Genomic DNA, 12,641 nt, shown 5'->3' with positions numbered 1-12,641 from the left:
GTTGATCAGAATTCGTGATCAGCGTTGTCCGGGTTCAGGTCGTTGATGCCCAGTTTGCCAGCGGCGGCTTCGATCGAACCGGTCTGCTTGACCAGCGCAGCGATGGCGTCACGGACGATCTGATTGCCTGCGGTGTTGCCGGCAGCGATCAACTGGTCGTAGTGCTCGCCCTTGTTGGCGTGGTCGACCATGACTTGAAGCTTGGCTTCGGTAGCGGCCAGGTCGTCTTTGAGCGCGGTGTCGGCAGCCGGGTCGGCCTTGGCCACCAGGGAGGACAGGCTGGCGCCGGTCATTTTGGTGCCGTCGACACGGGTGTATTCGCCCAGGTACACGTTACGAATGCCCTTGGCATCGTAGAAGTGCGAGTTGTGGGTGTTGTCGCTGAAGCAATCCTGTTCGTCTTCAGGGGAATTGGCTTCCAGGGAAACCTTCATGCGCTCGCCCGCCAGTTCGCCCAGGGACAGACTGCCCATGCCGAACAGCATTTTGCGCAGGCCGGTTTCAGCTGGTTCTGCTTCCAGGGTGGCGCGGTAGTTGTCGGCCACGTTCGGCTTCCAGTTACCGACCATTTCTTCCAGGTCGCTGACCAGCAGCTGAGTCACGGACTTCAGGTAGGCACGACGACGATCGTTGTGACCGCCGGTAGCCCCTTTGCCTTCCAGGTAGTCCGAAGCCGGACGGTTGCCGGCGCCAGGGCCGGTGCCGTTCAGGTCCTGGCCCCAGAGCAGGAATTCGATGGCGTGGTAACCGGTGGCGACGTTGGCCTCGGAACCGCCCAGCTCGTTCAGGCTGGCGAGTTTTTCCGGGGTGATGTCTTTGACGTCGACCTTGTCTTCGCCGATCTGCACTTGAGTGTTGGCGATGATGTTGGCGGTGGCGCCCGGGTTGCCCAGGGCGTGCTCGTAGGACTTGTCGACGTAGTCGATCAGGCCTTCGTCCAGCGGCCAGGCGTTCAACTGACCTTCCCAGTCGTCAACGATGGTGTTGCCGAAGCGGAACACTTCGCTCTGCAGGTAAGGCACGCGAGCGGCAACCCAGGCAGCCTTGGCGGCTTTCAGGGTGTCGGCGTTCGGCTTGGCGAGGAAGGCGTCTACGGCGGTTTGCAGGGTCTTCGCGGTGGATTCGGCATCGCTGTAAACGGCGAAAACGATGTCGGCGTAGTGAGCGACAACGGCTTTGGCGGCGGCTTCGTCGACTTTACCGGCAGCGGCAGGCGCAGCAGCCGGGGCGGCCGCGGTGCTGGCGGCTGGCGCAGGTGCAGGCGCGGCAGCTTTTTCTTTGTCACCTTCGCCGCAACCGGCGAGGGAAATAGCGATGGCCAACAGACTGGCGGTAGCCAGAGGCATACGAATCATGGCGAACATCCTGCTTCGATAGGGGGTGGAGTGGCGCTATGCGCACGCAAAACTGCGACATAATGCAAATCTTTCGCATTATGTGTAAAGGGTTGTAGCTGGAAATATTTCTTATTCACGGATCCCTGTAGGAGCAGCCGGTCGACGCTCGATTGCTCGCGATGGACGTCAACGATAACGCCGGGAACCTGATACCCCGCGGTGTTCTCAAGTTCATCGCGAGCAGGCTCGCTCCTACAGGGGGGTTACAAAATAGCGGCGTTGCTGCGCTGGGCCTGTTTCAAATAGAGGCCCAGTTCCCGCGCCGGCAATGGCTTGCTGTAGTGATAACCCTGACCTTCGTGGCAGCCTTCGGAAATGATGTAGGCCTCTTGTTCGGCGGTTTCCACACCTTCGGCAATCACCTGCATGCCCAGGCTCTTGCCCAGCTGGATGATGGCGCGAACGATGGTTGCATCGTCGTCGTCATCGAGCAGGTCCTGAACGAAGCTCTTGTCGATCTTGATCTTGTCCAGCGGCAGGCTCTTGAGATAGCTCAAGGATGAATAGCCGGTTCCAAAGTCATCGATGGCGATCAGCGCACCGGAGCGGCGCAGGCTCAGCAGATGCTGGGCTGCGGTGCTGATGTCCTCCATCAGGCCGGTTTCGGTGACTTCCAGTTCCAGGCTGCGTGGCGGCAGGCGGTACATTTGCAGCAGGTTGTTGACCACCCGTGGCAGTTCGGCATGGTGCAATTGAACCGTGGACAGGTTGACCGCCATGCGCAGGTCACTGAAGCCTTGGTCATGCCACTCGCGTAATTGTTTGCAGGCCTGGTCCAGCACCCATTCGCCGATGGCAATGATGGTGCCGTTCTGTTCGGCCAGCGGAATGAACAGGTCCGGTGGCACCATGCCGTGCTCGGGGTGTTGCCAGCGAATCAGGGCTTCGACGCCCACCACGCGGTTGTCGCGGTAACTGATCTGCGGCTGGTAGACGAGGTAGAACTGATTGCGGATCAGCGCATCGCGCAGGTCTTTTTCCAGTTCGCGGCGGCGGCGCATTTCGGTGTCGACGCTGGCGATATAGAACTGATAGCGGTTGCGCGAGCGGGTCTTGGCCAGCGTCATGGTCTGCTCGGCCTTTTGCAGCAACTTCTCGGTGCTGTCGCCGTCCTCGGGGAACAGGGTGATGCCGATGGTGGCGCGCAGGCGGATCTCCTGATGGTCGAGGGCAAACGCCGCTTCGAGATCATCGAGAATGCTTTGTGCCAGCTCGGCGGCCTCGTAGGGTTGTTCGATATCGGCCTGGACCAGGGCGAACTGGTCGCCACCGAGGCGGGCGAGGGCACCCAGGCGACCGCTATGGCCACGCAGGCGATCGGCCAGGGCCAGCAGCAACTGGTCGCCGGTCTGGTAGCTGAACTGCTCGTTGATGCCCTTGAAATCGTCGAGGCCGACACACAACACCGCGACCCGGCGCTGCAACCTGCCGGCGTCGATGAGGATCTTGTCCAGTTGCTGCTGCAATTGCTGGCGGTTCGGCAGCCCCGTCAGGAAATCGTATTGGGACATGCGCAACAGGCTGTTTTCCGCCTCGTGGCGCAGATGGGTGTTGCGTTCGATGGACTCGAGCAACTGGTTGGCGGTGTTGATCCAGATGCCCAGTTCGTTTTTCTCGTGGCCCTTGAGCAGCGGAATCTTGTGTTCGCTGGGACGATCCGGATTGATTTCCGTGAGGTGCTCGATGATTCGCGACAGCGGCTTGGTCAGCAGCCAGTGATAGACCAGATACAGCACCAGCCCCATGGCGAGCGCGCGCAGTACGCCGGAAATGAAGATGATCACCGAGCTGACAATGAACCCCTGGCCGTAGGTGGCGGTATCGAGGGTGATGCTCAGGTCGCCGTAATATTCGCTGTAGGGCCCGCGACCGACCAGCTGGGTGGTGAAGGTGCGTTCCTTGCCGAGAATCAGGTCGGTCAGCCAGCGGCTGTGGGAGTGCTGCAATTCGCGGGTTTTTTGCGCGAGCATGGCTTCGTTGGGATGGCCGATGGAGGCCTTGCGCACGGCGGCGTCCTGAAACAGGCCTTCGATCACCTGCATGCCCATTTCCCGGTCCAGGCTGTAGACGGCCTGGGTCGAGGGGTCGCGAAACATGTCGAGGATGCGTTCGGCATCGTTGGCGACGGCCTGGCGTGTTTTATAGGCATCGAACACGATTTGTGCGCAGCTCAAGACCACGCCGACGATCAATGCCGACAGGAGCACGACCCGGAGCAACTTCACCGACAAGCTGTTCTTGAGTTCCAGCTTCAAAGGGTTATTCCTTGTTCCGTGCGGGTAGCATCAAGTTGCCATGAGTATTGGCAATCCCGTGATGGCAGTCAAAGGGACAATCATCCTTGGAGGATTTTGCCTGCAGCTTGGCTGATTTGCAGTTGTCTTGACGAGTTAGCCTATTAGCACTGTGTCGGTTGTCGAGTCCTTCAACTTTAGGGGAGAGGGTGGAGATATTTTCCTTTTGTTTGATGTTAGCCGTCTGTGGCGGTGGGGCAAGGGGGGGAGGCTTGTTTCATCAAGATCAAGAGCGGCAGGCGAACTAACGCTCGGCCCTGTAGGAGCGAGCTTGCTCGCGAAAAACGCCAGGACAACGCGGGCGTTCTGGCAGTACGCGTTATCGTTGACGTCCATCGCGAGCAAGCTCGCTCCTACAGGGGGGCTTCAGTGGCCAGAAGTCCCGGCTAAAAACCGGGGGCCCAATGTGAACGATCCTGCTCGCGAAGATGGCGGGACAGTCGACATTGCATTTTCAGCCACACCCCAACACATCGTTTCCACACGCCCGCGTGGGAGTGCTGCCAAGTGCGCTCCGCGTTACGTTTTTGCGAGATGGCGCGGTGTAGGAAAGCGCCAGAAGTTTCCCACGCAGTTTTCAGGTTGCCCGTCGGAAGCGGACTCAATAGCCTCTGACGGTCGCTGAAAACTCAGCGATCGGGTGTGAGAACCCGGCAAGTCATAGTCATCCAGTGCCAGTATCCGCATAATTGCCGCCAGCTTATCCGCTGTCTGTAAATGCGTTATGGCGGCTGTGTGCGGGCAGACTTTTGTCTGGCCGGGTGCCTATGACCGGTTTTCTCACCTCGCACATAGCTGCCACCTCTTTGCCGTGTGAGAACGGCTATGGGTGGCACCCACCGCATAGGAATATTTCAGTGGATAAATTAATCCCCGATCCCCCCAGCACCACCAAACCCTACAGCCCTCACACCATGTTCATGATCGTTCCCGACATGGACACTGAAACCCTTCTTGCCCACGCCTGTGAATCACTGGCTTCAGCCAATGTCCTGGCGAGTGATTTCGCGACCTACCTCAATGGCCCCCAGCGCAACACAGCGCTGGCCATTTCTCAGATTGTCATGTTGGCGGAGCTGGCGGTGAGTCGCGCATTGGATAACCTCGATCCGCAGTAGTTGGCAGGCTAACCGCGTCATCGTTCTTCGCGAGCAAGCCCGCTCCCACACTGGATCGGGTCGTATACAGATCAAATGTGGGAGCGGGCTTGCTCGCGAAGGGGCCCGCCGAACGCTGAAAAATCCCGGGCAATAAAAAACCCGGCTAAAAAGCCGGGTTTTTTGACTGGCGTCGTGCTTAAGCGGTGAAGGTTTTGCCTTCGAACTGCTCAGCCACGAATTTCCAGTTGACCAGGTTCCAGAACGCTTCGACGTACTTCGGACGCAGGTTGCGGTAGTCGATGTAGTAAGCGTGTTCCCAGACGTCGCAGGTCAGCAGCGGGGTGTCGCCGTTGGTCAGCGGGTTGCCGGCGCCGATGGTGCTGGCCAGGGCCAGGGAGCCGTCAGCCTTCTTCACCAGCCAGCCCCAACCGGAACCGAAGGTGCCGATGGAAGTCTTGCTGAACTCTTCCTTGAACTTGTCGAACGAACCGAAAGCTGCGTTGATGGCTTCAGCCAAAGCGCCGGTTGGTTGACCACCGGCGTTTGGCGCCAGGCAGTTCCAGTAGAAAGTGTGGTTCCAGACCTGTGCGGCGTTGTTGAAGATACCGCCCGAGGAAGTCTTGACGATTTCTTCCAGGGTCTTGCCTTCGAACTCGGTGCCTGGCACCAGGTTGTTCAGGTTCACGACGTAGGTGTTGTGGTGCTTGTCGTGGTGGAATTCCAGAGTTTCCTTGGAAATGTGCGGCTGCAGGGCATCGTGTGCGTACGGCAGTGGCGGCAATTCGAAAGCCATGATGATTCTCCTAATCAGGTCAGTTGCGGTGAGCGCAAGGCCGATCACGGGCGGCCAGACAAGCGCCGGGGAGTTTGTACTCTTTGCGGCGCAGGGAGTCGGATCATAGCACCGGGGGGGCGGCATAACCACGCAACAACTGTGTGGAATAGAGGTTCCGCGAATCAGATGGCCGCGATCAACTGCAGCGCTACGGCAAACATCATCACCGCCACCAACAGATCGAGAATTCGCCAGGTACCGGGGCGGGCGAGCCAGGGTGCCAGCCAGGCCGCACCCAGCGCCAGGGTGAAGAACCACAGCAGCGAGGCACTGGCCGCGCCGACCACATAAGCGCCAGGCTCGGTTTGTTGTGCGCCCAGGGAGCCGATCAGCAAGACGGTGTCCAGGTAGACGTGCGGGTTGAGCAAGGTCACCGCCAGTGCGCTGAGCATGACCGCCCGCAGCGAGCGTACGGTCTGACCCTCGCCCTGCTCAAGGCTCTGTTTCGAAAAGGCCCGGCGCAGTGCCTGGGTGCCATACCACAACAGAAACGCTGCACCGCCCCAGCGGGCGATGGCCAGCAATGTCGGGTTCTGTGCCAATACCGTCGCCAGGCCGAACACCCCGGCCGCCACCAGCAGGGCGTCGCAGGCCACGCAGAGTGCCGCGACCGGCAGGTGATGTTCACGCCGCAGGCTTTGCGCGAGGACAAACGCATTCTGGGTGCCGATCGCCATGATCAAGCCAAAGGCCACCAACAGGCCGTTCATATAACTTTGCCACATGATTTTTTACTCCGCGTTGGCTGCCAGATCCCGCAGCACCTGCAGGGCACGGTCGGCGTCGGCCTGGCCGACAAACAAATGGTCGTGGTAGTAGCCGGCAATCACGTTGCAACTGATGCCGGCCTTGCCCAATGCCGTGGCGAACGCGGCGGTCAGGCCAACCGCTTCGAGTGCCGAATGCACGTTCAGGGTGATCCAGGCGGCGACGTAGTCGAAGCTGAACCCGGCTTTTTCGGCTTGGGAGCGTTCGAGTATCACGGTCAGGCCTTCCTGCTCGCGGAAGCTGCCGACAATCTCCAGGTCTGCAGGCAACTGGCCGTCGCGCAGGGTGCAGAACACGTATTCGCCGGCATTGAGTTGTGGGCTCATGCTGCGCAGCAGTGTTGCCAATGAAGTTTCGCCAGCCATGTGGTTGATCCTTGTTCAAGAGTTCTTGCTGGTCATTGTCCCTGTGAAGGCTGTATAAGAAAAACCAATCTTGCTGATCGCTCATTAGGAAAACTGATGTTCGACTATAAATTGCTTTCTGCGCTGGCCGCCGTGGTCGAACAGGCCGGTTTTGAACGGGCAGCCCAGGTGCTGGGCCTTTCGCAGTCGGCGATATCCCAACGCATCAAGCTGCTGGAAGCGCGGGTTGGCCAGCCGGTGCTGGTGCGGGCCACACCGCCAACGCCAACGGAAATCGGTCGGCGGTTGCTCAACCACGTGCAGCAGGTGCGCTTGCTTGAACGGGATTTGCAAAGCCTGGTGCCGGCACTGGATGAAGAGGGCCTGCCGGAACGCCTGCGGATCGCCCTGAACGCCGACAGCCTGGCCACCTGGTGGGCGCAGGCGGTGGGGGAGTTTTGCGCGCAACAGCATCTGTTGATGGATCTGGTGGTCGAAGACCAGACCGTCGGCCTCAAGCGCATGCGCGCCGGCGAGGTGGCAGCCTGTGTCTGTGCCAGTGAGCGTCCGGTGGCGGGCGCGCGCAGCGTGTTGTTGGGGGCCATGCGTTACCGTGCGCTAGCCAGCCCGGCCTTTATTGCCCGGCATTTTCCGCAAGGCGTACGCGCCGATCAGTTGGCCCGCACCCCGGCGCTGGTGTTTGGGCCGGACGATTTCCTGCAGCATCGGTATCTTGCGTCCCTCGGCGTCGAGGGTGGTTTCGAACACCATTTATGCCCGTCGTCGGAAGGCTTTATTCGATTGACCGAAGCCGGCCTGGGCTGGGGCCTGGTTCCGGAACTGCAGGTACGCGAGCAACTTGAAAGGGGCGTGTTGCGGGAGTTATTGCCAGATAAGCCGATCGATGTGCCGCTGTACTGGCATCATTGGCGTAATGGCGGTCAGTTGCTGGGGCTGCTCACCGATCAATTGGTCAGCGCATCCAAGCAATGGCTGGTGCCCTGGGAGCAGCCTTAAGCGTCAAGCTGCAAGCTGCAAGCTGCAAGTGAAGCGCTTGCGGTCCGTTTTTAACTTGCAGCTTGCCGCTTGAAGCTCGCGGCTGCATTTGTTGGAGCAATTCATGAAGATTCTGGTTACCGGCGCAAGCGGCTTCATCGGCGGACGCTTTGCGCGTTTTGCCCTGGAGCAGGGCCTGGACGTGCGGGTCAACGGTCGCCGGGCCGAGAGTGTGGAGCATCTGGTACGCCGCGGGGCCGAATTCATCCAGGGCGACTTGAGCGACCCGGAACTGGCGCGCGAACTGTGTTCGGACGTCGAGGCCGTGGTGCATTGCGCCGGTGCCGTCGGTTTATGGGGGCGTTATCAGGATTTCCATCAGGGCAACGTCCAGGTTACCGAGAACGTGGTCGAAGCCTGCCTCAAGCAACGGGTACGCCGACTGGTGCATTTGTCGTCGCCGTCGATCTATTTCGATGGTCGAGACCACCTGGGCCTGACCGAAGAGCAGGTGCCCAAGCGCTTCAAACACCCTTATGCCGCCACCAAGTACCTGGCCGAGCAAAAAGTCTTCGGCGCCCAGGAGTTCGGTCTCGAAACCCTGGCCCTGCGCCCGCGTTTCGTGACCGGGGCCGGCGACATGAGCATCTTCCCGCGCCTGTTGAGCATGCAGCGCAAGGGGCGCCTGGCAATCATCGGCAACGGTCTGAACAAAGTGGATTTCACCAGCGTGCAAAACCTCAACGAGGCGTTGCTCAGCAGTTTGCTGGCCAGCGGTTCCGCGCTGGGCAAGGCTTACAACATCAGCAACGGCACGCCGATTCCTTTGTGGGACGTGGTTAATTACGTCATGCGCAAAATGGACGTCCCACAGGTCACCCGTTACCGTTCCTACGGCCTGGGCTACAGCGTGGCGGCGCTCAACGAGGGCGTGTGCAAGATGTGGCCGGGGCGTCCCGAACCGACGCTGTCGCGCCTGGGCATGCAAGTCATGAACAAAAATTTCACCCTGGACATCAGTCGCGCCCGGCATTATCTGGATTACGATCCCAAGGTCAGCCTCTGGACGGCGCTTGATGAATTCTGTGGCTGGTGGAAGGCGCAGGATATTCGCTGAGGCTCGAACAGCGCGCCATTTCTGAACCGGATACGGGCTTGGGGGTCAATGGTTGCGGCAGTGGGGTTTATACTGCGCGGCATAAAGCCATTATGTGATTCACAAAGGTTGATTCAATGTCCATGCGAAACGATGCCAACGACGACTTCGACGATGTACCGAGCTTGCGTGCAGACGTTCTCGATGACGATTATCCGCCCACTGCTCGCACGGTCGTGCATTCGCGCACGGCGCCGGTGGTGAAGGTCAAGGCGGCGAGTACCGGTCCCCTGTGGGCGTTGGTCGGGGCGTTGTTCTTTGCGTTCGCGGGCCTGGCCTGGTGGAGCTTTCAGCAGATCTCCCTGATGGAACAGCAACTGGTGGCGACCCAGGAAAGTTTCGCGCGAATCAGCGAGGAAGCGGCAGGGCGCCTGCAGGACATTTCCGGAAAGGTCGTGGCCAGCCAGACCAGTGTCACCACCGACAGCGAGGCCTTGAAGCTGCAAATCCGCCAGCTGGAAGGCAAGCTCCAGGATCAGAGCACCCAGCAGCAAGGTGTGGCCGGCCAGGCCTCGGACCTGGACAAGCGGCTGGCGCAAATGACTGCGCAAACTACCGAAGTGGACAAGCGCCTTGCACTGATGACTGCCCAGGGCACCGAACATCAGGCGGTCAATACGCAGTTGCAGGCCGAGGTCAAAGCCTTGAGTGCTGAAGTGGCCGCCCTGAAAAGTGCTCCGTCCGACTCGGAAAAATTCGATGCACAGTTGAAAAGCCTGGGTGCCGATATCGTCGCCCTGAAGAAGCAAGGCAACCCGAGCGCTGCCATCGAGCGTCTCGAGCAAGATATCGTCGTGCTCAAGAGCGTGCAGGACAACCGTCCGGCCGCCGCACCGGGCGCGACCAATACCGCTGAGTTCGATGCCTTCCGCAGCCAGGTCACCCGCAACATCAATACCCTTCAGGCGCAGATCCAGAACCTGCAACAGCAGTTGCGCGCCCGGCAGTAATACGAGCACTTGTGGCGAGGGGGCTTGCTGTGGCGAGGGGGCTTGTCGGAATGCCGCACCACCCCGTTCGGCTGCGCAGCAGTCGTAAATCAGGTACCGGGGTTTATCTGGCAAACCGCGGCGAATGGATTTGGGGCGGCTTCGCCACCCAACGGGGGCAAGCCCCCTCGCCACAAAAGCCCAGCGCACCACAGCATTCCGTTGTTTTCCTGAATATCCATGCCTCCCCCATTGCCGTCTACGCTCTTGAAACACCATCAGGAACGAGGGATGCGCAATGGGGTTTCTGCATAAGTCCGCCTTGCTGTTCGGCATGTTTTTACTGTGCCTGGGCCAGGCACAAGCCGCCGGGACGGAAAAGGATGACAGCAAGGCGGCCATCGCTCTGCTGGAAAAAGCCTTGGCCTACTACCACCAGAACGGTGACAAGGCCTTTGCGGCGTTCAGTCGCCAGGGCGAGTTTGTCGACAAGGACCGTTACGTCTTTGTGCTCGACACCAAGGGCGTGATGCTAGCCAGCGGCGGACCGTCGTCGGCGTTGATTGGCCGGGACGTGTCGCAGGTGCTGGGTCCGGACTTGCAGAAAACCTTCAAGGACGCCCTGAAGGTGCCGGAGGGCAATGGCATTCAGCAGGCGGAGTATCGCTGGCAGAACTGGAGCGACGGCAAGGTCGAGCGCAAGCATGTCTACTACCAGCGCATCGGCCAGAGGATTCTGGCGGTCGGTTATTACCTGCCCCGAGCCTCCGCTGAACAGGCCATGGCCTTGCTGAACAAAGCGGCAACCGATCTGGCCAGGGACGAAAGGGGCACCCTGACGGCGATCAATTCCCTCAAGGGCGGCTACCTGCAGGATGACCTGTATGTGTTTGTCGTCGACCTGGACACCCGGCGTTATGTGGCCCACGGCACCAACCTGCGGCTGATCAATACCGACTTCAGCAAGATCGAAGACCCGGAAGGCAAGCCGGTGGGCGAGCCGATTCTGGCGTTGATGGCCAAACAGGATTACGGCGAATACGAATACCGCTGGAAAAACCCGGTGACCGGCAAGGTCGAGAACAAGCATGCCTACCTGAAGAAGGTCGGGCATTTTCTGGTGGCTGTGGGGTATTACAGCCCTTGAATGGTAGTGACTGTCAGATCGCCTTCGTCGGAACGCCGCCCGGAGCAAGCCCGCTCCCACATTAGACCGAGTTCTTCATCAGCACGCGGTCAACTGTGGGAGCGGGCTTGCTCGCGAATACAGGCAACTCGGTCTACCTATCGAACCTTGTCCTCGCGCCCGCGCAACAACATGTTCGGCATGGCAATCGCCGCCGCCAGCCCCAGCAACGACACCACCGCACTGACCGTCAGCAAGTGCCGGAACGTCAGCAGCAATTCAGCACGCAAGGCGTTCTGCGCCTCACCCGGTGCGGCGTTCAATCCGTCGAGCAACACATTCCCCGAACTGCCTTCGGCAATCAGCGACGAGCCGGCCAGGTGCGCAAAACTTGAATCCTGCAACAAGGCCAGCAGCAGCGCCGACATCAATGCCACACCCACGGCACCGCCCAGCGAACGGAACAGGTTGGTGGTGCTGGTGGCGACGCCTATGTCTCGCTGGTCCACCGAGTTCTGCGTGCCGACCAACGATGTCGGGAACTGCATGCCTGAGGCAATCCCGCAGAGCAGCATGAACAAGCTGCTCACGATGAAGGCCTGCGGTGGGCTGAACGCCATGCCGATAATCGCGATGGGCATCAGCGCGGCGCCGGTGAGGATCATCGGTTTGTAGCGTCCGGTCACGGAGGTGCGGCGGCCGGCGAAATACGCGCCAATCGGCAAGCCCATGGCCAGCGGCAGCAGGTGCAGGGCCGCGCTGTCGGCCCCGGCGCCGGTGACGCTCTGGAAGCGCAGCGGCATCAATACGATCAGCGAGATGGCCTGGAAACTGGTGAAGAAAATCGTGCACCAGCACAGGATCGCAGGGCGGTTGGCGAACAGATGCATGGGCAGCAACGGCTCCCGTGCCCGCCGCTCGTGCGCCACGAACAGTCCAAGCACCAGTACCGCACAAGCGAGCAGCGCCAGCACTTCGGCACTGCGCCAGGAATGACCCTGACCGACCTGCGTGATGCCCAGCAACAATGCCGTCAGCCCGATGATCATCAACACGGTGCCCAGGTAGTCGATGACCGGTTTGCGTTGCGGAACCGGCAGGCCCACCAGCGTGCGATGGGCCACCAGCCAGGCACCGAGGCCCAGCGGCAGGTTGATCAGGAACACCCAGCGCCAGGACAGGTATTCGGTCATGTAACCGCCGAGCACCGGGCCGGCCACGCTGGCCACCGCGTACATGCTGCTGAAATAACCCTGATAACGACCGCGCTCCCGTGGCGGCACGATGTCACCGATGATCGCCTGGCTCACCGAAATCATCCCGCCGGCGCCGATGCCCTGGAAGATCCGCGCCAGAACCAGTTGCTCCATGCTCTGGGCCATGCCGCAGAACACCGACGCCAGGGTGAACAGGCCCATGCCGAACAGCATCAACTTGCGCCGCCCGTACAGGTCGCCCAGTTTGCCGTAGATCGGCACCGCCACGGTCATGGCCACCATGTAGCCGGAAATCACCCAGGCCAGCAGGCTGACGTCCTTGAACTGTGCGGAGATGGCCGGCATCGACACGGCGACGATGGTCTGGTCCAGCGCCCCGAGAAAGATCGCCAGCATCAGCGCGATCAGCACGCTGCGGATGGCGGGTTTGGGCGTTTCAGGCTGATGGAGATTGGTCACGGGAAAACCTGCGGGCATTG

11 protein-coding genes are annotated in these 12,641 nt (G+C 60.5%); 5 read left to right on the top strand and 6 right to left on the bottom strand.

Annotated elements, in window-relative coordinates:
- Nucleotides 1–5: 5 nt before the first annotated feature.
- Both BSF40_RS13145 and BSF40_RS13140 read right to left on the bottom strand, forming a co-directional pair.
- Complete coding sequence (locus tag BSF40_RS13145) at nucleotides 6–1,355, bottom strand: imelysin family protein (protein WP_095965448.1); 1,350 nt, start codon at nucleotides 1,353–1,355, stop codon at nucleotides 6–8.
- Nucleotides 1,356–1,600: 245 nt separating this feature from the next.
- Nucleotides 1,601–3,652 carry a bifunctional diguanylate cyclase/phosphodiesterase gene (locus BSF40_RS13140; protein WP_095965447.1) on the bottom strand — a complete coding sequence of 684 codons (2,052 nt, stop codon included), beginning with the start codon at nucleotides 3,650–3,652 and terminating at the stop codon, nucleotides 1,601–1,603.
- Nucleotides 3,653–4,548: 896 nt separating this feature from the next.
- Between BSF40_RS13140 and BSF40_RS13130 the strand changes: the two genes are divergently transcribed.
- Nucleotides 4,549–4,809, top strand: a complete 261-nt coding sequence (locus BSF40_RS13130; RefSeq protein WP_095965445.1) for a DUF6124 family protein — start codon at nucleotides 4,549–4,551, stop codon at nucleotides 4,807–4,809.
- A 178-nt stretch (nucleotides 4,810–4,987) separates the two neighbouring features.
- Here the strand turns inward: BSF40_RS13130 and BSF40_RS13125 are convergent, their stop codons facing one another.
- The 3 genes from BSF40_RS13125 to BSF40_RS13115 form a co-directional block, all read right to left on the bottom strand.
- Complete coding sequence (locus tag BSF40_RS13125; RefSeq protein WP_008022038.1) at nucleotides 4,988–5,584, bottom strand: superoxide dismutase; 597 nt, start codon at nucleotides 5,582–5,584, stop codon at nucleotides 4,988–4,990.
- Between the two features lie 164 nt (nucleotides 5,585–5,748).
- Nucleotides 5,749–6,351, bottom strand: a complete 603-nt coding sequence (locus BSF40_RS13120; RefSeq protein ID WP_015096661.1) for a LysE/ArgO family amino acid transporter — start codon at nucleotides 6,349–6,351, stop codon at nucleotides 5,749–5,751.
- 6 nt (nucleotides 6,352–6,357) lie between these two features.
- On the bottom strand, nucleotides 6,358–6,759 hold the full coding sequence (locus BSF40_RS13115; RefSeq protein WP_095965444.1) for an ACT domain-containing protein: 402 nt from the start codon (nucleotides 6,757–6,759) through the stop codon (nucleotides 6,358–6,360).
- A 96-nt stretch (nucleotides 6,760–6,855) separates the two neighbouring features.
- Between BSF40_RS13115 and BSF40_RS13110 the strand changes: the two genes are divergently transcribed.
- The 4 genes from BSF40_RS13110 (at nucleotide 6,856) to BSF40_RS13095 (ending at nucleotide 10,966) form a co-directional block, all read left to right on the top strand.
- Entirely contained in the window at nucleotides 6,856–7,755 is a 900-nt protein-coding gene (locus BSF40_RS13110; protein ID WP_095965443.1) for a LysR family transcriptional regulator ArgP, read from the top strand.
- A 103-nt stretch (nucleotides 7,756–7,858) separates the two neighbouring features.
- Nucleotides 7,859–8,851, top strand: a complete 993-nt coding sequence (locus tag BSF40_RS13105; RefSeq protein WP_095965442.1) for an NAD(P)-dependent oxidoreductase — start codon at nucleotides 7,859–7,861, stop codon at nucleotides 8,849–8,851.
- Nucleotides 8,852–8,967: 116 nt separating this feature from the next.
- Nucleotides 8,968–9,840, top strand: a complete 873-nt coding sequence (locus BSF40_RS13100) for an ATPase (protein WP_095965441.1) — start codon at nucleotides 8,968–8,970, stop codon at nucleotides 9,838–9,840.
- A gap of 277 nt (nucleotides 9,841–10,117) precedes the next feature.
- A complete protein-coding gene (locus BSF40_RS13095; protein ID WP_095965440.1) occupies nucleotides 10,118–10,966 on the top strand; it encodes a cache domain-containing protein in 849 nt (282 codons plus the stop codon).
- 137 nt (nucleotides 10,967–11,103) lie between these two features.
- Here BSF40_RS13095 and BSF40_RS13090 read toward each other — a convergent pair whose 3' ends face one another.
- Nucleotides 11,104–12,621: an MDR family MFS transporter gene (locus BSF40_RS13090; protein ID WP_095965439.1), complete on the bottom strand. Its 1,518-nt coding sequence runs from the start codon at nucleotides 12,619–12,621 to the stop codon at nucleotides 11,104–11,106.
- Nucleotides 12,622–12,641: the final 20 nt, after the last annotated feature.

Source organism: Pseudomonas sp. ACN5 (assembly GCF_002303975.1).
Taxonomy (GTDB): Bacteria; Pseudomonadota; Gammaproteobacteria; order Pseudomonadales; family Pseudomonadaceae; genus Aquipseudomonas; species Aquipseudomonas laurylsulfatiphila.
This window is presented reverse-complemented; position numbering and strand designations above follow the sequence as displayed.

Coding starts and splice junctions, on each gene's coding strand:
- BSF40_RS13145 (WP_095965448.1), bottom strand. CDS start 1,355: ATGATTCGTATGCCTCTGGCTACCGCCAGTCTGTTGGCCATCGCTATT.
- BSF40_RS13125 (WP_008022038.1), bottom strand. CDS start 5,584: ATGGCTTTCGAATTGCCGCCACTGCCGTACGCACACGATGCCCTGCAG.
- BSF40_RS13120 (WP_015096661.1), bottom strand. CDS start 6,351: ATGTGGCAAAGTTATATGAACGGCCTGTTGGTGGCCTTTGGCTTGATC.
- BSF40_RS13115 (WP_095965444.1), bottom strand. CDS start 6,759: ATGGCTGGCGAAACTTCATTGGCAACACTGCTGCGCAGCATGAGCCCA.
- BSF40_RS13110 (WP_095965443.1), top strand. CDS start 6,856: ATGTTCGACTATAAATTGCTTTCTGCGCTGGCCGCCGTGGTCGAACAG.
- BSF40_RS13105 (WP_095965442.1), top strand. CDS start 7,859: ATGAAGATTCTGGTTACCGGCGCAAGCGGCTTCATCGGCGGACGCTTT.
- BSF40_RS13100 (WP_095965441.1), top strand. CDS start 8,968: ATGTCCATGCGAAACGATGCCAACGACGACTTCGACGATGTACCGAGC.
- BSF40_RS13095 (WP_095965440.1), top strand. CDS start 10,118: ATGGGGTTTCTGCATAAGTCCGCCTTGCTGTTCGGCATGTTTTTACTG.